Genomic DNA, 16259 nt, shown 5'->3' on the forward strand with positions numbered 1-16259 from the left:
CTGGGGCGGTCGCCATGTGTCCGGGTTCCGACGACGATTTCGAAACCATGGCGCCAAAACCGGTGGCGCCCGTCACCGGTGTACGCAGTATCCAAGCTGTTGCTCGCGGTGCCGCCCAATCGCAGCAACCGCAGCGGGGGCAGCAGTCCCCGCAGTTGCAAGAGCGGCAACGATCGCAACAGCCGCAAACGCAGCAAGAGCCAGATGCAAGGGCAAGCAGGCGTGCCGGCATTAGCCTGAAAGGGCGCGCCATTGGCTATCTTTCCCGGCGCGAGCACTCGCGCCTCGAATTGCAGCGCAAGCTCGCGCCGTATATCGACGCCGACGATCCCGAAGCACTAAAACGCGTGCTCGATGAACTCGAGCGCGAAGGCTGGCTGTCCGATACGCGCTTTGCACAAAGCCTGGTGCATCGTCGCGCGGGCCGTTTGGGCGCTCGCCGTGTTCTACAAGAACTACGCCAGCATGGCGTGGCCGACGACACGCTGGCCGAGGTTGGCGATACTCTGCGCGATTCAGAATGCCAGCGTGCCCGCGATGTCTGGCAAAAAAAGTTTGGCCAGCGGCCCGCCAATGCTAAAGACTACGCGCGCCAGTATCGTTTTCTTGCGTCCCGTGGCTTTCCGGTCGATATCGTTCGCCGCCTTCTGGGTGATGTGCCCTACGGCGACTGACCCACCCGCGCGGGCGTGTTGTTCAACGGGCGGCTTTGATCCCATTCAGCGTCTTGAAGCATGTGTCGCGTGCCTGCTTCACGAATGCCTGCACGTAATCCGATTGCGCATCTTCGATACGCGTTGCGGCATAGAGCGTGCGCCACACCCCTTGCTCTCCCAGACGACAGGTGCGCAGCCAGTCTTGGCCCAAGTACTCGGTAAGTGCCCAGTTGGGCAAGGCGGCCACGCCGCGTTGGCTGGCCACCAACTGTACGATCATGGGGGTTAGCTCCGCCTTGCGTATGGCGGCGGGCTCAACGCCGGCTGGGTCAAGGAACACGGTAAACACATCCATGCGCTGGCGGTCTACCGGGTAAGTGATCAGCATCTGGTCGGCAAGCTGCTGAGGCTCGATGTACCGATACTGTGACAGCGGGTTGCCCGCCGCTACAGCCAGTACCAGTTCGTAGCGAAACAGCGGCAGGTATTCCACCGCTTCCATGGGTTGGGGGTCCGAGGTCACCACCACATCGAGGTCGCCGCGCAGCAGCGCAGGCAGCGGGGCAAAAGAAAACGCCGCCGACAAGTCCAGCTCAACTTCAGGCCAGTCGTGGCGAAATGCGTCCAGTGCTGGCATCAGCCACTGAAAGCACGAGTGACAGTCAATCGCCAGATGCAAACGGCCGCTGCGTCCAGCGGCGAGTCGCTGCAACTCGCGCTCTACCGCTCTGATTCGCGGTAACACGTCATCAGCCACCGCCAGGATGCGCAAACCTGCGGTCGTCAGCCGCGCAGGGCGGGTGCGACGGTTCAGTAGGGGCGTTTTCAGCCGTACTTCGAGATCACGCAGTTGATGCGACAGGGCGGATTGCGTCACATGCAGCCGCTCTGCGGCTTCCTGCAAACTGCCTCCGTCGCGGATGGCGGCCAGTGTTTCGAGATGGCGTATTTCAAGCATTGGTCAACAGAAGAAACAGCGTTGGAAGGGGAAGCGTATCGATAGCATCCGTCGGTTATCCGCCGGTGCAGGCGAGATGCAGGGAGCCGGCCCTGGAGGGACAGCATAGCGCTGCGCTGGCGCGGATACTGCTATGTGCCAATGCAGCTATGCCAACGCCGCTTCCGGCGAACGGAAACTCAGCCGAGTGATATGACAGGTATTTTATATGAAATTCATTCATTGTAAGAATGTTGGATTTGATTTTGATTCAAATAAAGCAGCCGGCACAATGATGTTCTTCGCAAAACAAATTCATTCAGCAAGGGTTTTTCATGATTACCACTCATAATCTTGGTTTTCCACGCATTGGTGCGCAGCGTGAGCTCAAGCGCGCGCTCGAAGCGTATTGGGCGGGGGAGCGCACACTCGAAGCCCTGGAGGCCGAAGGCCGCGCATTGCGCGCCCATCACTGGGCGTTGCAGGCCGAGGCGGGCCTGGCCTATGTGCCGGTGGGCGATTTTGCCTGGTACGACCATATTCTTGAATGGACGACTCTGCTGGGTGCGGTGCCTGCGCGTTTCGGCCAGCCGGATGGCGAGTCTGTAGGGCTGGACACGTTGTTTCGCATGGGGCGGGGCAGGGCGCCCACAGGCAGGCCGGCGCCCGCCTGCGAAATGACCAAATGGTTCGACACTAACTACCACTACATCGTCCCCGAACTCACGCCAGGCCAGTCCTACCGCATCGCACGCAGCTATCTGTTCGACCAAGTGCGTGAGGCGCAGGCAGCTGGCCACAGCCCCAAGCCGGTGATTCCGGGCCCCTTGACCTGGCTTTGGCTGGGCAAGGGCGATGCCTACACCGGCGGGCCTGGAGACAGCGCCAAGCTGGCATTGCTCGATGCGCTTTTGCCTGTCTATGCCGAGGTGTTGGCAACACTGCATGCATTAGGCGTGCAGTGGCTGCAGATCGACGAGCCCATTCTTGCGCTCGATCTGCCCGACGCCTGGCGCGAAGCATATGCCCGCGTCTACACAACCCTGGCTGGCGGCCAAGGGCTGCGTCCGCGCATTCTGCTGGCTACATACTTCGGCCCGCTCGGCGATAACGCCAGCGTATTGCGCGGTTTGCCGGTCGATGGCGTGCATATTGACCTGGTGCGTGGTGCCGGCCAACTTGACCAGGTTCTCGATGTTATCGAGCGCGAGCAGGTACTCTCGCTGGGGCTCATCGACGGCCGCAACATCTGGCGTACCGATCTGGATCGCGCCGCGCGGATTGCCGGCGACGCCCTGTCGCGTCATGGGGACAGGCTCTGGCTCGCGCCGTCCTGCTCCCTGTTGCATGTGCCGGTTGATCTCCAGCACGAAACCGCCCTTGATCCCGAACTCAAGAGCTGGCTGTCGTTCGCCGTCCAGAAACTGGATGAGCTTCGGCTGCTCGCCGCGCTCGCGGCCGGCGACACTGATCAGCAAGTTCAGCAGGCCTTGCAGGGGCAGCGCGATGCGCTGGCAGCCCGCGCAGCATCACCGCGTATCCATAACAAAACTGTCCAGGAGCGCATGGCGCAATCCGACGCCTTGTCGCGTGAGCGCCCCCCCTTCGCGGGCCGCATCGCGCAGCAGCAGCGCAAGCTGGGGCTGCCTGCATTCCCAACCACTACGATTGGATCCTTCCCGCAAACCACTGAAATCCGAAAGGCGCGACGCGACTGGAAGCAGGGTGCCATCAATGATGGCGCGTACGAAAAAGCGATGCGCGAAGAAATCGAGCTAGTCATCCGTTTCCAGGAAAAAATCGGTCTTGATGTGTTGGTTCATGGTGAACCCGAGCGCAACGACATGGTCGAGTACTTTGGCGAACTGCTTGGCGGTTTCGCGTTCACGCAAAATGGTTGGGTGCAAAGCTATGGCTCGCGCTGCGTAAAGCCGCCAGTGATCTTCGGCGATGTGGCGCGTCCCGCGCCCATGACAGTCGGCTGGTCTGCCTATGCCCAGTCGCTCACGCAACGACCGGTCAAGGGCATGCTGACCGGGCCAGTCACGATTCTGCAGTGGTCGTTTGTGCGCGACGACCAGCCGCGTGCAACCACGTGCCGCCAATTGGCGCTGGTGCTGCGTGATGAGGTGCAAGATCTCGAGGCGGCGGGCATCGGTGTCATCCAGATCGATGAGCCGGCTTTCCGCGAGGGGCTGCCGCTGCGCCGTGACGATTGGCAATCTTATCTGGACTGGGCTGTCGACTGCTTCCGCCTGTCCACCGGCGGCGTCAAGGACGATACACAGATCCATACCCATATGTGCTATTCCGAGTTCAATGACATCATTGCGTCCATCGCGGCGATGGATGCCGACGTCATTACAATCGAGACGTCGCGCTCCAACATGGAACTGCTGGGCGCCTTCGAAGATTTCCACTACCCGAACGATATCGGGCCCGGTGTCTATGACATACATTCGCCCAATGTGCCGCGGCTGGACTGGATGGTCGATCTTATGCGCAAGGCGGCGACAAGGCTGCCCGCCGAACGCCTCTGGGTCAACCCGGATTGTGGCCTGAAAACACGTGCCTGGCCCGAAACCGAGGCTGCGCTCACCGCGATGGTCGAAGCGGCAAAGACACTGCGTTATACTTAGCAGGTTTGCACTTGTGAAGTGTTGTTTTGTAAATGCCGCTGCCCCCCTCCGAGACCGCACGCGAGCCTCTCCATTCGCGATCCATCCGCGTGAATTCGTTCGCCCGGGCGGACGGCCTCTGGGATCTCGAGGCTGAACTCATCGACGTCAAGGCATACGACTTCCCGCTCCGGGGCGGCGCGACGCATCGCGCCGGCGACCCCATCCACCACATGCATCTGCGCATCACGATCGATGAGAACTTCACGATCGTCGATGCCGCCGCGGCTTATGATGCCGCCCCCTATGGGCCGCACTGCATGGCCATCGAGCCGGATTACCATGATCTCATTGGTATGAACCTGCTGCGCAACTTCCGCGATGCGGTCAAGGCGCGTTTCGGCAGGGTAGCCGGCTGTACACACATGAGCGAGCTGACGTATGTGCTGCCCACCGCGGCGGTACAGACCATGGCCAACCGGCGCCGCCAGGAAGCCCAAAGGCCTGACGCCCGGCGCCCGTTCCAGCTCGACGGTTGCCATGCGCTAAGCGTCGAAGGTGAGGTGGTAAGGCAGTATTACCCCAAGTGGTATGTCACTCCGGCGGCAGAAACAAAATGCGAGTAGGCAACATCCAACCACGCGCCTTGCTGTGATCCGGCATAGGCGCGTTTTCCGTAATTTCCACGTTCTGACAGGTAACAAATGAAAATTCACGAGTATCAAGGCAAGGAACTGCTGAAGAAGTTTGGCGTCACCGTGCCGCGCGGGATTCCTGCTTTTTCGGTCGAAGAAGCAGTCGCCGCGGCGGAGAAGCTGGGCGGCCCAGTGTGGGTGGTGAAGGCCCAGATTCACGCGGGCGGCCGCGGCAAGGGCGGCGGCGTGAAGCTGGCTCGTTCCATCGACGAAGTCCGTCAGCTTTCCTCCGAGATCCTCGGCATGCAGCTGATCACGCACCAGACCGGTCCGGAAGGCCAGAAGGTGGGCCGCCTGTTGATCGAAGAAGGCGCCGACATCAAGAAGGAATACTACGTGGGTATCGTGACCGACCGCGCTTCGCAGCGTGTGTGCGTCATGGCATCGAGCGAAGGCGGCATGGAAATCGAAGTGGTTGCCGAAGAATCGCCCGAGAAAATCCTGAAGGTATTTGTCGATCCCAAGACTGGCCTCACCGACGCCGAGGCTGCCCAGTTGGCTCGCGGCATTGGCGTGCCCGAAGCTTCGGTTGCCAAGGCTGGCGCCGAATTCCAGAAGTTGTACAAGGCTTACTGGGACACTGATGCGTCCTTAGCCGAAATCAACCCGCTCATCCTCACGGGTTCGGGCGACATCATCGCCCTGGACGCCAAGTTCAACTTCGACTCCAACGCCCTGTATCGTCACCCCGAGATCGTCGAGTACCGCGACCTGGCCGAAGAAGACCCATCCGAAGTCGAAGCCAGCAAGTTCGGCCTGGCATACATCCAGCTCGACGGCAACATCGGCTGCCTGGTGAACGGCGCCGGTCTGGCCATGGCTACCATGGATACCATCAAGCTGTTCGGCGGCGAGCCGGCCAACTTCCTGGATGTCGGCGGCGGTGCGACGGCTGAGAAGGTCACCGAAGCTTTCAAGATCATGCTGGCCAACAAGGGCGTCAAGGCTATCTTGGTTAACATCTTCGGCGGCATTATGCGTTGCGACGTCATTGCCGAAGGCGTCATCGCCGCATGCAAGGCCGTGAACCTTACCGTTCCTCTGGTCGTGCGCATGAAGGGCACCAACGAAGAGCTGGGCAAGAAGCTGCTGGCGGAATCCGGCCTGCCCATCATCAGCGCCGACACCATGGCCGAAGCGGCCACCAAGGTCGTTGCCGCCGCCAAATAAGAATTCTGAGGATTTGTAAATGTCGATTCTGATCAACAAAGACACCAAAGTCATCACGCAGGGTATTACCGGCAAGACCGGCCAGTTCCACACCCACATGTGCCGCGAATACGCCAACGGCAGAAACCAGTTCGTCGCCGGCGTGCATCCCAAGAAAGCAGGCGAAAACTTCGAAGGCGTGCCCATCTACGCCAGCGTGAAAGAAGCCAAGGAAGCCACTGGCGCAACCGTTTCGGTGATCTACGTGCCGCCCGCGGGCGCTGCCGCCGCCATCTGGGAGGCCGTCGACGCCGACCTGGACCTGGTCATTTGCATCACCGAAGGCATCCCTGTACGTGACATGCTGGAAGTACGCAACCGCATGCGCGACGAAAACAAGAAAACTCTGCTGCTGGGTCCCAACTGCCCTGGGCTTATCACGCCCGACGAGCTCAAGATTGGCATCATGCCTGGCCACATCTCCAAGAAGGGTCGCATTGGCGTGGTCAGTCGTTCGGGCACCCTCACATACGAAGCCGTGGCGCAGCTCACCGAGCTGGGCCTGGGCCAGTCAACCGCAGTTGGTATTGGCGGCGATCCCATCAACGGCCTGAAGCACATTGATGTGCTCAAGTTGTTCAACGATGATCCCGACACCGACGCTGTCGTGATGATCGGCGAAATCGGCGGGCCCGACGAAGTCGAGGCGGCACGCTGGGCCAAAGACAACATGAAGAAGCCAGTGGTCGGCTTCATCGCAGGTGTTACGGCGCCGGCCGGCAAGCGCATGGGCCACGCCGGTGCCTTGATCTCGGGCGGCGACGACACGGCTGACGCCAAGCTGAAGATCATGGAAGAATGCGGTATCCGCACCACGCGCGATCCTTCCGAAATGGGCCGCCTGCTTAAGTCGGTGCTGTAGTCATTGGTACTGCCGGGGCGCCGTGCGCGTACCGGCAAACACATAATATCGGGGGCGGAAAGCTCGGCATCGGCCGTACCCCGATACACGCAACACCTGCAGCATCCTGTGGTGGCGCCTGCCCTGTAGCGGGGCGCCGCCACAGGCTTTTCATTGCCTTTAATGAAGGGGGATCTTCATCTTAGGACACATGAAACATGGATGTCGGTTCCACTCAGTTCTGGTTGGCCCTGCTTGAAATCATCTGGGTCAATATCCTGCTCTCTGGCGACAACGCCGTCGTCATCGCCCTTGCGGCACGCTCGCTTCCCCCCAATCAACAGCGCATGGCCATTGGTTTTGGTTCTACGGGCGCCATTGTGCTGCGCATTATCCTCACCATTGTGGCGGCCAAGCTGCTGCTCCTGCCCTGGCTCAAAGTTGTGGGCGGCCTGCTGCTGCTTTGTATAGGCATAAGCCTCTTGCGCCCGAGCGACGACGCCGAAGACGGCGTACGCGAACATGGCAGCCTGATGGCCGCCATACGCACGATACTGCTAGCGGATCTCGTCATGAGCCTGGACAACGTCGTGGCCGTCGCGGCGGCGGCGCATGGTGATTTTGTGCTGCTGATCTTTGGTCTTGCAATCAGCATCCCGTTGGTGATCTTCGGGAGCACATTACTGCTCAAGGTCATCGAACGCTTGCCGGTCATTGTCTGGCTGGGAGCGGCGCTGCTGGGCTATATTGCGGGCGAAATGCTCGTGAGCGATCCGGCGATGGTGAACACAATAGATGGTGCGGCGCAGCAGCTGCATACGTCGGTGCACCAGTTTGCGGTATTCATCGGCGTGGCGGGGGCAGTTATTGTCCTTGCCACCGGTAAGGTTTTGCGCCTGCGGGCTGCCGGCTGAAGTCAAGCTGAACTAAAATAGTCCCGGCTATATGCTGCCACCCCGGCGCAGGGCTGCGCCGGGGTTAATTTATTTCACGCGGCCAGGCCTGCCAGCCGTGCAGGCCAGCACTGCTCAACGGGACAACTAATGTTAGCCTTTCTAGATTCCCTGCATTGGGGCGCTGTATTCCAGATCATTCTCATCGACATCCTGCTGGGGGGTGACAACGCCGTGGTGATTGCGCTGGCGTGTCGAAACCTACAACACAGCAAGCGTATGCAGGGCATACTCTGGGGTACGGCGGGGGCCATCGTACTGCGCGTTGTCCTGATCGCCTTCGCACTCACCTTGCTCGATATCCCTTTCCTCAAGATTGTCGGAGGTGCACTGCTGCTGTGGATAGGTATCAAGCTGCTTGTGCCTGAGGAAGACGCCCACGGCAATATCAAGAGCGGCAGCTCGGTATGGAGCGCCGTCAAAACCATTATCATCGCCGACTTTGTCATGAGTCTGGACAACGTGATCGCCATTGCGGGCGCTGCCCAGAGTACCCATCTGGATCATCAGTTGTACTATGTCATATTCGGCCTGCTGGTCAGCGTGCCTATTATCATCTGGGGCAGCACACTGGTGCTCAAGCTGATCGACCGCTTTCCACTGGTTGTTACCTTCGGCGCTGGCCTGTTGGGCTGGATTGCCGGCGGCATGCTGGTCACCGATGTCTTCGTTTTCAATCGTTTTGGGGAGCCCAGCCTGGCTGTTTCCTATACTGCCCATATTGCAGGCGCGCTGTTTGTGATCGCGGTCGGCAAATGGATATCAAGCCGCAAAGGCCCCAAGGAATCAACATGAGTTTGTTCAAATCGTCCGCTGGCAAAAAGCATTTCGAATCCGGCCTGTCTCTGCTGCAAGGCCTGGGCATTCTTGCTCTGATCGGCATCATCGCCGCCGTCGTCATCAACTACTTCATCTGAGGCGATGGTGGCTCAAGCTTTAGCTCCCGAACGGCTGGTCATTGCCACGCGCGCCAGCCGGCTTGCCCTGTGGCAGGCCGAACATGTGCGCGATCGCTTGCGCGCGCTGTATCCCGCTTGCGAAGTCAGCCTGCTGACCATGACCACGCGCGGCGATCAAATTCTGGATCGCAGCCTGGCCAAGGTAGGCGGAAAAGGGCTGTTCGTCAAAGAGCTTGAAACCGCCTTGCTCGATGGACGGGCTGATCTCGCCGTGCATTCGCTCAAGGATGTGCCTGTAGACCTGACACTGCCGTTTGCCCTGCCTGTCATCATGGAGCGCGATGATCCGCGCGATGCCTTCGTCTCCAACGACTATGCTTCGCTCGACGAATTGCCCGCTGGTGCCGTCGTGGGTACTTCCAGCCTGCGCCGCGAGGCGCAGCTGCGCCGCCGTTATCCGCACCTTGCCGTACAGGCGCTGCGCGGCAATCTCGACACACGGCTGGGAAAGCTCGATCGTGGCGATTATGCCGCCATCATCCTGGCCGCCGCCGGCCTGCGTCGGTTGGGGCTGCAGGATCGTATCCGCGGCCTGATCGAACCCGAGCTCAGCCTGCCCGCTGCAGGGCAGGGTGCACTTGGGATCGAAACCCTGGCTTCGCGGGCTGACCTGCATGCCTGGCTGGCGCCCCTGGGTGATCCCGCCACGACGGCCTGCGCATTGGCCGAGCGTGCGGTCTCGCGCACGCTTGGCGGTTCCTGCCAGGTTCCGCTGGCGGCTTATGCGCAGTTGCGGGGGCAAACCCTTTTTGTGCGCGCACTGGTGGCCGAACCCGACGGATCCCGGTTGCTCAGCGCCGAGGCGAGCGGCAGCGTTGCGCAGGCTGAATCGCTGGGTCAGCAGGCAGCCCAAGCCCTGCTGGGCCAGGGTGCCGATGCAATTCTTGCACGGCTGGCGGCTGCCAGCCCGCACGCCTGAGGGGCCGCGCCCCAGGCATATGCAGCTTACGCGCGCGTTCGTTCTACTTACTCGCCCCCAGGGCAAGAACGCTGCGTTGGCGGGCAGGCTAGGCGATGCCGGCCTGTGCGTCATGCAGGCGCCAGCGCTCGTCATCACACCATTGGCCGTCACCATGCAGGCGGTTCGGCAGGCGCGGGCGGCCCAGCTGGCAGTCTTCGTCAGCGGTACTGCGGTTCGCGCCTACTTTCGGGCGATGGATCAGGCTCTGGGCGGGCAGGGGGCGTTTCGCTGGCCGGCGGGCCAACTGGCTGCCGCAGTCGGCGCCGAAACCGCGGCTGCCCTGCGCGGCAGCGGTCGAGTCCCCGAAGATGCCATCCTTTATTCCCGCGCGCCCGATTCCTCTCACGACTCCGAGTCCTTGTGGCCACTGCTCGCCGCCCGCTTGGGCAATGTGCGTCAGGCACTGATTGTGCGCGGGGAAACCGGGCGCGAATGGTTGGGCGAACAACTGACGGGCGCCGGTGTGCAGGTTGAACGCATGGCACTCTACCGGCGTGAGGCGGCTGTGTGGGGTGAGCGCGAGCAGGCATGGTTGGGCAGCGCGCTGATGCCCGGCCATCGATGCATCACGCTGTTGACCAGTAGCGAAGGGGTCGATGCCGTATGCGCCAACATAGCAGCCTTCGGCCTGCTTACGCGCTGGCGGCAAGCCTGTTTCCTGGCCATCCATCCACGTATCGCAGAGCGCTTACAATCGGTGCTTGCGGTTTCTGGCAACGGGCAGCCGCCAATGGTACAACTATGCCAACCGGGCGAAGAATCCGTCTATCGCGCTTTGTTGCAGATGGCATCCGGCCCGTCAGGCTCCTAGGGATTACAATCGCGCCATGACAGAAAAACACACCGAACTCCCGCAAGATTCGAAGGCGGCGTCCACTTCCGCCGTCCCCAAGGCTGATTCGGGCTCACGTCCCGCCCCGGGCGCTGTGCCAGCAGGCAAGTCCGCTCGTGGCGTCAGGCGCGGCGGCCTGGCAGGGCCCGCCCTGATCGTGGCGGTCGTTGTGGCACTGGTTCTGGCGGCGGCCTTGTGGTATCAACAGCGGCGTTTCGAAGGTATCGCTGCCCAATTGCAGCAGCAGGCCGCCAGCAGCGCCGATTTCTCTCGCGAAGCCGACGCACTCGCCCGCCAGGCACGACAGCAGGCCGACGAACAGGCGCAGCGTGTCCAGGCGCTCGAATCCGAGCTCGCCGATACGCGCACCGAACTCGATGGCCTGCAACAGGCCTTCCAGTTGATCACCGACAGCGGTTCCGAGCTTGTGCTGCTCAACGATGTTGATCACCTGGTCACGATTGCCCAACAGCAATTGCAGCTTGGCGGCAACGTCGCCAATGCGATCATCTCGCTCGAAACTGCCCAGGCCCAGTTGGCTCGCGCCAACCGCCCTGGCTTGGCTTCCTTGCAACAGACCATCAACGGCGATCTGGATCGTCTGCGTGCCGCTTCTACCATTGACGTCGCGCTGCTTTCTTCACAGCTCGACGAATTGGCCAATCTGCTTGGCGACGCACCACTCATCGTGCCCGATGATGCCGCGCCCGCTGCTACGGCTGCGCCCGCAGCCAAAAGCGCGGCACCAGCGCAAGCGGGCACACCTGAGCCCTCGGACGCCGATGCATCGTGGTGGGCGCGCAGCGCCGGCGCCGCCAAAGGCTGGGTGCAGTCCGCATGGGGGGCCGTGCGCCAGGACCTGGGTGCTTTCATCAATGTGCGTCGTGTGGACGACACAGCCGCCTTGCTTATGTCGCCCGATCAGGCGCGTCGTTTCCGCGAAAGTCTGCGTCTGCGCATCATGACGGCGCAGTTGGCGATCATGATGCACCAACCAGGCATCTGGGCTTCTGAAACGCGCGCTCTGCTCGAGGCGATAGAGCGCCGCTTCGATCCCCAGTCGGCAAAAACCCGTCAAGCGCTCAAACTGGCGAGGCAGTTCGCCGATACCCCCATCGACGTCAGGCTGCCCACGGTGGACAACAGCCTGCGAGCCATCGAAGCCTTGCGTGCAGAACACCAGCGCGACGAGGCCCGGGATGGCACGCACGAGGGTGCCGGTGAGCAGCCTGGGCAGCAGCCTCCCGATGCCAGCGACAAGCCCGCTGGATCCGCCACGCCGGCTGTTCCTGATACGCCCGTCACCCCGAGTGGCTCGAGTGCACCGGCGCCCGATACGCCGCCTCCCGCCGTGCCTTCAGCCGGCACGGGTGGCCAGGCGGCTGGCGCACCGTTGCAGCCTAACCTGGGTTGAGGTGTTGTCATGAAGACTTGGTTCTGGACGCTCCTCGTTTTTGTTGCCGCAGTCGCGCTTGCGCTGGTGCTGCGCGAGCACAGCGGCAACGTGCTCATCATTGCCCAGCCGTGGCGGATCGAGCTTTCCCTTACCCTGGCGGTACTGCTGCTGGTGGCAGGCTTCGTTGTGCTGTATATCCTGCTCAGGGTGCTCGCCTGGATAATAGGCGGCCCAGAGCGCTTCCGCTCCTGGCGTTCGCTGCGTGCCGAGAAGCGTGACCATGAACTGCTGGAAAGTGGTTGGATCAAGGTGTTGGAGGGTCGCTACGCCGACGCCGACAAAGACTTGTCGCGCCTCATCGGGCGCACCCGTTCCGGCGGACGTCGTGTATTGGCCGCCCTGGCTTCAGCGCGCGCGGCGCATCATATGGGCGAATTCGCAAAGCGCGACGAAGCGCTTGCGTTGGCCACTTCCAGCGCAAAGAACGACTTGCATCTGCGCGAGGCCACGAGCATCGTCGCCGCCGAGCTTTACCTCGACCAGAACAGACCCAACGACGCCCTCCAACTGCTCAAACCCCTGCAGGATGCCAGCTCGCTGCATTTGCAGTCCACCGGCTTGCTGTTGCGCGCGCATCGCCAGCTTCAAAACTATGACCGCATCTACGACCTGACTCGTGTGTTGCTGCGCCGCGGGGCGCTGGACAAGACCGAGGCGCGGCAACTGATCGAGCTGTCGGCGGCTGCCCGCCTGCAGGCAGGCGGGCTTGAGCAATTCAAGAGCACATGGGGTGACCTCAAGGCAGATGAGCGCACCTTGCCAGACATCGCGCTTGCGGGGGCGGCAATTCAGTCGGGCGCCGGCAACCACGATGAAGCGGCACGTATTCTCGAGGCAGCGCTCGCGGTCAAACTGGATGCCCGTGTCCTCAATGCCTATGCGCAATGTCCGCAGGAGCATGTTGCCCGCCGCCTCAGCAAGGCCGAAAGCTGGCTCAAATCCCATCCCGACGATCCCGCGCTGTTGGCCGCCCTGGGCAAGCTGTGCCTGACAGGCGAGCTCTGGGGGCAGGGCGAGCATTACCTGCTTCGCAGCATGAAGCTGCGCAGTGACATGCGTATCCATTCTCTGTTGGGCAGCTTGTATGATCGCTTGGGTCGAACCGGCGATGCCATGAAGCATTGGCGCCGCGCAGCGGGCGTGGCAGGCGCGTTGCCGGTACTGCCCGACATCCACCGTGCCTTGCCGGCGGCCGATACGCACAACGATCCGCTGCTCGTCGATGCAGATCCCTTGCAATCGCCTTCCGTCACTCAGGATGTACATGTGCCGGTTGCGGCCAGTGCCGCTGATTTCTTCGATAGCGATTATGCCGCTGTACAGCCGGCGGAGCCGCCGCTCCCCGGGTCGGCGGCCACGGCCTCCGCGTCTTCGGGCGCACCGGCGCCGCAAGGCGACAATAGCGGGCTGGACGAGTACTTCGACAGTGCTCCCATACCAGGGGTAGACTTGTCCGAGGCGCCCGACCTTGCGGGGCGCAACCGGCGGCGCGATTGACGCTTTAGCGAACGCATACATCCGTTGATTGCATTGCGCCTTATTCGCAGATTCTGTTTTTCCTTACTGAACCTTCCTACCTCACAAGGCAAGACCAGCATGAGTTTAGATCGTGTACCGCCCGGCGATAATCTGCCGGATGAATTCAACGTCGTCATCGAAATCCCCATGAACGCCGACCCAGTCAAGTACGAGGTCGACAAAGAGAGCGGCGCCGTATTCGTCGACCGCTTCATGCTGACGGCCATGCACTATCCCTGCAACTATGGCTATATTCCACAGACACTGTCGGAAGACGGCGATCCGGTCGATGTGTTGGTGCTGACGCCTTTCGCCATCCAAGCCGGTGCGGTGATCCGCGCCCGGGCCATCGGCGTGCTCAAGATGGAAGATGAGGCGGGGCTCGACGCCAAGCTGCTGGCGGTGCCCGCCGACAAGCTCTATCCGCCGTATAGCGTCATCAAGACAGTGCAGGATGTGCCCGAGCTCGAGCTCAAGCGTATTCAGCATTTTTTCGAGCACTACAAGGATCTCGAGAAAGGAAAATGGGTCAAGGTACAGGGCTGGGAAGGTCCTGAAGCCGCCCGCAAAGAGATCGTCGATGGTGCCGAGCGCTGCGCCAAGGGCGGGGAATGACAATGGAAACCGTCATTCCGTTCCCGCAACAGCCTGTGCTGACGGTCGTTGGCAGCCAGGCCGTGTTTCCGGTTCGCCGCGTCTACTGTGTCGGGCGCAATTACGCTGAGCACGCCAAGGAAATGGGTTTCACGGGCCGTGAAGATCCATTCTTCTTCTGCAAGCCCGCCGACGCGTTGGTCAATGTCGCCGATGGCGCAGTCGGCCAGATGCCATATCCGCCGCGCACCGCTAACCTGCACTATGAAATCGAGCTGGTTGCCGCGCTGGGCAAGGGCGGCCGCGATCTGTCGATCGAGCAGGCCGCAGAGGCCATTTGGGGCTATGCGATCGGGCTCGACATGACGCGTCGCGACTTGCAGGGCGAAGCAAAAAAGCAGGGCCGTCCCTGGGAAGTCGGCAAAGCCTTCGACTATTCCGCGCCGATCGGCCCATTGCATGCTCGCGTGTCCACGGGCGAGCTCGAGGCGGGCGCCATCACCCTGACGGTAAATGGTGTTCAGCGCCAGTCTGGCGATCTGTCCGACATGATCTGGCGCACCGCCGAAGCCATTTCTTATCTCTCCAGTCTGTTCGAGCTTCAGGCAGGCGATCTGGTCTTTACCGGCACGCCCGAGGGCGTTGGCCCGGTGGTGGCGGGTGATGTCATGGTGGGCGCCATTGCCGGCCTGGGCGAGCTGCACGTAAAGGTCGGCAACCCCGCCTGACCACTTTCACCGGCCACAGTTGCCCAGTGGCCGGTGATCCGGCATCGCCGCTCACTGCCTGGGCCGATGCCGAATCACTCGCGTAGCGCCCATCGCGTGTCTGGTTCAGACGCTATGCTGCTGGGATTCGACGAGCCTTTCACCACCGCCCCCGACGGGTGGACTTAATCATCCATTTCGGATTCTCCGAATTGGAACACGTGCAGATGCAGAGCACACTGGCTACTCCAGTAATTTCCGGAGTAGCAGCTATGCGTTTTTCAGTTTCCACGCGCCGCAATGCCCAACGCGGCCAAGGGATGACCGAATACATGACTGCCCATACTGGCCAGTGTTTATGCGGGTCTTTGTTGTGCAGTCTAATAGACGTCTAAAACCCTGTGTCCAAAACTGAACGGTTATCCAGCCTTTTTTGTCGTCGCATCGGCAACCTTCTTGGTCGGCCCCTGGACCACTTTTGCGGACTTGTCGCGCAGATAAATCTCGGTGGTTCTGCGGTCGGTATGGCCGAGTAGGGCGGACGGGTCTTTGCCTTGGCGATCCGCATCGGTGCCCGACATAGCGCGCAGGTCATGCAACGTCACGTCTCCCAGTCCGACACTTCGTGCGGCCTCCTTGAAGCTGCGCCACACGTTGCTGTGCAATCGCATCTTTCCGGCCCTGCCGGCGACCAGGTACTTCATGGACCTCACTGGTGTGCCAAGGGCCTTGGCCCGCGCAACTACGTCGCGCAGTTGCGGCGTCCAGGCGACGATGAGGCGCTTGCCGGTTTTCTGTTGGTCGACAAAGATGCCCTCATCCAGTAGGTGCGCGTGCTCGATCTTGAGCACGTCACCGATGCGCTGGCCAGTCAGATAGCACAGATCCATCACAACCTGCAGCCAGGGCGCCACGACGGCGTAGATGCGCTGATACTCTTCAGGCGTGATCAGCCGGTTGCGCTTGCCCTGTGGCAATCGTTTGACCGTCAGGCACGGGTTCGTCTCCACCAGTTCGCGATCCAGCGCCCATTGGTAGACGAGCTTCAGAACCGTCAGCATACGGTTGGCTGTCATTGGGCTGTGCAGGTATAGATCCATCATCTGCACGATGTCGCCGTGCTTGACCTGATTGGGACGAAACTCCGCGAACACCTCTTTCAGCAGTCCCGCACAGTAGCTGTACTGCTTTTTCGTCGAAACAGCGACATCCTTGGTGACCTGCGGGAGCGCTTTGTCGATCAGGGCTGGAACGCCTTCGGTCGGTAGCGCGACGATGCGTGCATACTCCATCAGCGCCTCGTGAAGATCTGCACCCAGCCGG

At 61.5% G+C, this 16259-nt stretch carries 16 protein-coding genes; 14 read left to right on the top strand and 2 right to left on the bottom strand.

The features are described from left to right. The first annotated feature begins 14 nt into the window (after window positions 1-14). On the top strand, window positions 15-674 hold the full coding sequence (gene recX, locus LOL23_RS00965; RefSeq protein WP_237172994.1) for a recombination regulator RecX: 660 nt from the start codon (window positions 15-17) through the stop codon (window positions 672-674). Between the two features lie 22 nt (window positions 675-696). On the opposite strand, the gene LOL23_RS00970 is transcribed toward recX, so the two are convergent. Further along, window positions 697-1614, bottom strand: a complete 918-nt coding sequence (locus LOL23_RS00970; RefSeq protein WP_160976208.1) for a LysR family transcriptional regulator — start codon at window positions 1612-1614, stop codon at window positions 697-699. A 314-nt stretch (window positions 1615-1928) separates the two neighbouring features. Between LOL23_RS00970 and metE the strand changes: the two genes are divergently transcribed. From metE to LOL23_RS01030, 13 genes are all read left to right on the top strand, one after another. After that, entirely contained in the window at window positions 1929-4232 is a 2304-nt protein-coding gene (gene metE, locus LOL23_RS00975; RefSeq protein WP_160976210.1) for a 5-methyltetrahydropteroyltriglutamate--homocysteine S-methyltransferase, read from the top strand. Window positions 4233-4264: 32 nt separating this feature from the next. Continuing rightward, window positions 4265-4837, top strand: coding sequence for a DUF2889 domain-containing protein (locus tag LOL23_RS00980; RefSeq protein ID WP_160976212.1), 573 nt, complete (start codon window positions 4265-4267; stop codon window positions 4835-4837). 78 nt (window positions 4838-4915) lie between these two features. Continuing rightward, entirely contained in the window at window positions 4916-6076 is a 1161-nt protein-coding gene (gene sucC / locus LOL23_RS00985) for an ADP-forming succinate--CoA ligase subunit beta (RefSeq protein WP_160976214.1), read from the top strand. 19 nt (window positions 6077-6095) lie between these two features. Further along, window positions 6096-6977 (top strand): succinate--CoA ligase subunit alpha, encoded by an 882-nt coding sequence (sucD, locus tag LOL23_RS00990; protein WP_160976216.1) that lies wholly within the window; start codon window positions 6096-6098, stop codon window positions 6975-6977. Window positions 6978-7174: 197 nt separating this feature from the next. Beyond that, on the top strand, window positions 7175-7870 hold the full coding sequence (locus LOL23_RS00995; RefSeq protein WP_160976218.1) for a TerC family protein: 696 nt from the start codon (window positions 7175-7177) through the stop codon (window positions 7868-7870). Between the two features lie 129 nt (window positions 7871-7999). Beyond that, entirely contained in the window at window positions 8000-8704 is a 705-nt protein-coding gene (locus LOL23_RS01000) for a TerC family protein (protein WP_160976220.1), read from the top strand. Beyond that, a complete protein-coding gene (locus LOL23_RS18930) occupies window positions 8701-8826 on the top strand; it encodes a hypothetical protein (RefSeq protein WP_255772627.1) in 126 nt (41 codons plus the stop codon). The genes LOL23_RS01000 and LOL23_RS18930 overlap by 4 nt, the downstream gene beginning before the upstream one ends. 4 nt (window positions 8827-8830) lie before the next feature. Beyond that, window positions 8831-9787, top strand: a complete 957-nt coding sequence (hemC, locus tag LOL23_RS01005; RefSeq protein ID WP_237172995.1) for a hydroxymethylbilane synthase — start codon at window positions 8831-8833, stop codon at window positions 9785-9787. A gap of 19 nt (window positions 9788-9806) precedes the next feature. Beyond that, a complete protein-coding gene (locus tag LOL23_RS01010; protein WP_160976224.1) occupies window positions 9807-10640 on the top strand; it encodes a uroporphyrinogen-III synthase in 834 nt (277 codons plus the stop codon). 16 nt (window positions 10641-10656) lie between these two features. Beyond that, window positions 10657-12075, top strand: coding sequence for a uroporphyrinogen-III C-methyltransferase (locus LOL23_RS01015; protein ID WP_237172996.1), 1419 nt, complete (start codon window positions 10657-10659; stop codon window positions 12073-12075). Between the two features lie 9 nt (window positions 12076-12084). After that, window positions 12085-13614 carry a heme biosynthesis HemY N-terminal domain-containing protein gene (locus tag LOL23_RS01020; RefSeq protein ID WP_160976228.1) on the top strand — a complete coding sequence of 510 codons (1530 nt, stop codon included), beginning with the start codon at window positions 12085-12087 and terminating at the stop codon, window positions 13612-13614. 99 nt (window positions 13615-13713) lie between these two features. Further along, on the top strand, window positions 13714-14250 hold the full coding sequence (gene ppa, locus LOL23_RS01025; RefSeq protein ID WP_160976230.1) for an inorganic diphosphatase: 537 nt from the start codon (window positions 13714-13716) through the stop codon (window positions 14248-14250). A 2-nt stretch (window positions 14251-14252) separates the two neighbouring features. Continuing rightward, window positions 14253-14957, top strand: coding sequence for a fumarylacetoacetate hydrolase family protein (locus tag LOL23_RS01030; protein ID WP_237172997.1), 705 nt, complete (start codon window positions 14253-14255; stop codon window positions 14955-14957). A 398-nt stretch (window positions 14958-15355) separates the two neighbouring features. Here the strand turns inward: LOL23_RS01030 and LOL23_RS01035 are convergent, their stop codons facing one another. Beyond that, the gene (locus LOL23_RS01035) at window positions 15356-16228 is read right to left on the bottom strand and encodes a tyrosine-type recombinase/integrase (protein ID WP_237172998.1); all 873 of its coding nucleotides are present in this window, start codon (window positions 16226-16228) and stop codon (window positions 15356-15358) included. Between the last annotated feature and the right edge of the window lie 31 nt (window positions 16229-16259).

This window comes from Paracandidimonas lactea (assembly GCF_021653995.1).
Taxonomy (GTDB): Bacteria; Pseudomonadota; Gammaproteobacteria; order Burkholderiales; family Burkholderiaceae_B; genus Allopusillimonas; species Allopusillimonas lactea.

What these genes read in the sequence shown, in the direction of transcription:
- recX (WP_237172994.1), top strand. Translation starts at nt 15, where the DNA reads ATGTGTCCGGGTTCCGACGACGATTTCGAAACCATGGCGCCAAAACCG.
- LOL23_RS00970 (WP_160976208.1), bottom strand. Translation starts at nt 1,614, where the DNA reads ATGCTTGAAATACGCCATCTCGAAACACTGGCCGCCATCCGCGACGGA.
- metE (WP_160976210.1), top strand. Translation starts at nt 1,929, where the DNA reads ATGATTACCACTCATAATCTTGGTTTTCCACGCATTGGTGCGCAGCGT.
- LOL23_RS00980 (WP_160976212.1), top strand. Translation starts at nt 4,265, where the DNA reads ATGCCGCTGCCCCCCTCCGAGACCGCACGCGAGCCTCTCCATTCGCGA.
- sucC (WP_160976214.1), top strand. Translation starts at nt 4,916, where the DNA reads ATGAAAATTCACGAGTATCAAGGCAAGGAACTGCTGAAGAAGTTTGGC.
- sucD (WP_160976216.1), top strand. Translation starts at nt 6,096, where the DNA reads ATGTCGATTCTGATCAACAAAGACACCAAAGTCATCACGCAGGGTATT.
- LOL23_RS00995 (WP_160976218.1), top strand. Translation starts at nt 7,175, where the DNA reads ATGGATGTCGGTTCCACTCAGTTCTGGTTGGCCCTGCTTGAAATCATC.
- LOL23_RS01000 (WP_160976220.1), top strand. Translation starts at nt 8,000, where the DNA reads ATGTTAGCCTTTCTAGATTCCCTGCATTGGGGCGCTGTATTCCAGATC.
- LOL23_RS18930 (WP_255772627.1), top strand. Translation starts at nt 8,701, where the DNA reads ATGAGTTTGTTCAAATCGTCCGCTGGCAAAAAGCATTTCGAATCCGGC.
- hemC (WP_237172995.1), top strand. Translation starts at nt 8,831, where the DNA reads ATGGTGGCTCAAGCTTTAGCTCCCGAACGGCTGGTCATTGCCACGCGC.
- LOL23_RS01010 (WP_160976224.1), top strand. Translation starts at nt 9,807, where the DNA reads ATGCAGCTTACGCGCGCGTTCGTTCTACTTACTCGCCCCCAGGGCAAG.
- LOL23_RS01015 (WP_237172996.1), top strand. Translation starts at nt 10,657, where the DNA reads ATGACAGAAAAACACACCGAACTCCCGCAAGATTCGAAGGCGGCGTCC.
- LOL23_RS01020 (WP_160976228.1), top strand. Translation starts at nt 12,085, where the DNA reads ATGAAGACTTGGTTCTGGACGCTCCTCGTTTTTGTTGCCGCAGTCGCG.
- ppa (WP_160976230.1), top strand. Translation starts at nt 13,714, where the DNA reads ATGAGTTTAGATCGTGTACCGCCCGGCGATAATCTGCCGGATGAATTC.
- LOL23_RS01030 (WP_237172997.1), top strand. Translation starts at nt 14,253, where the DNA reads ATGGAAACCGTCATTCCGTTCCCGCAACAGCCTGTGCTGACGGTCGTT.
- LOL23_RS01035 (WP_237172998.1), bottom strand. Translation starts at nt 16,228, where the DNA reads ATGGAGTATGCACGCATCGTCGCGCTACCGACCGAAGGCGTTCCAGCC.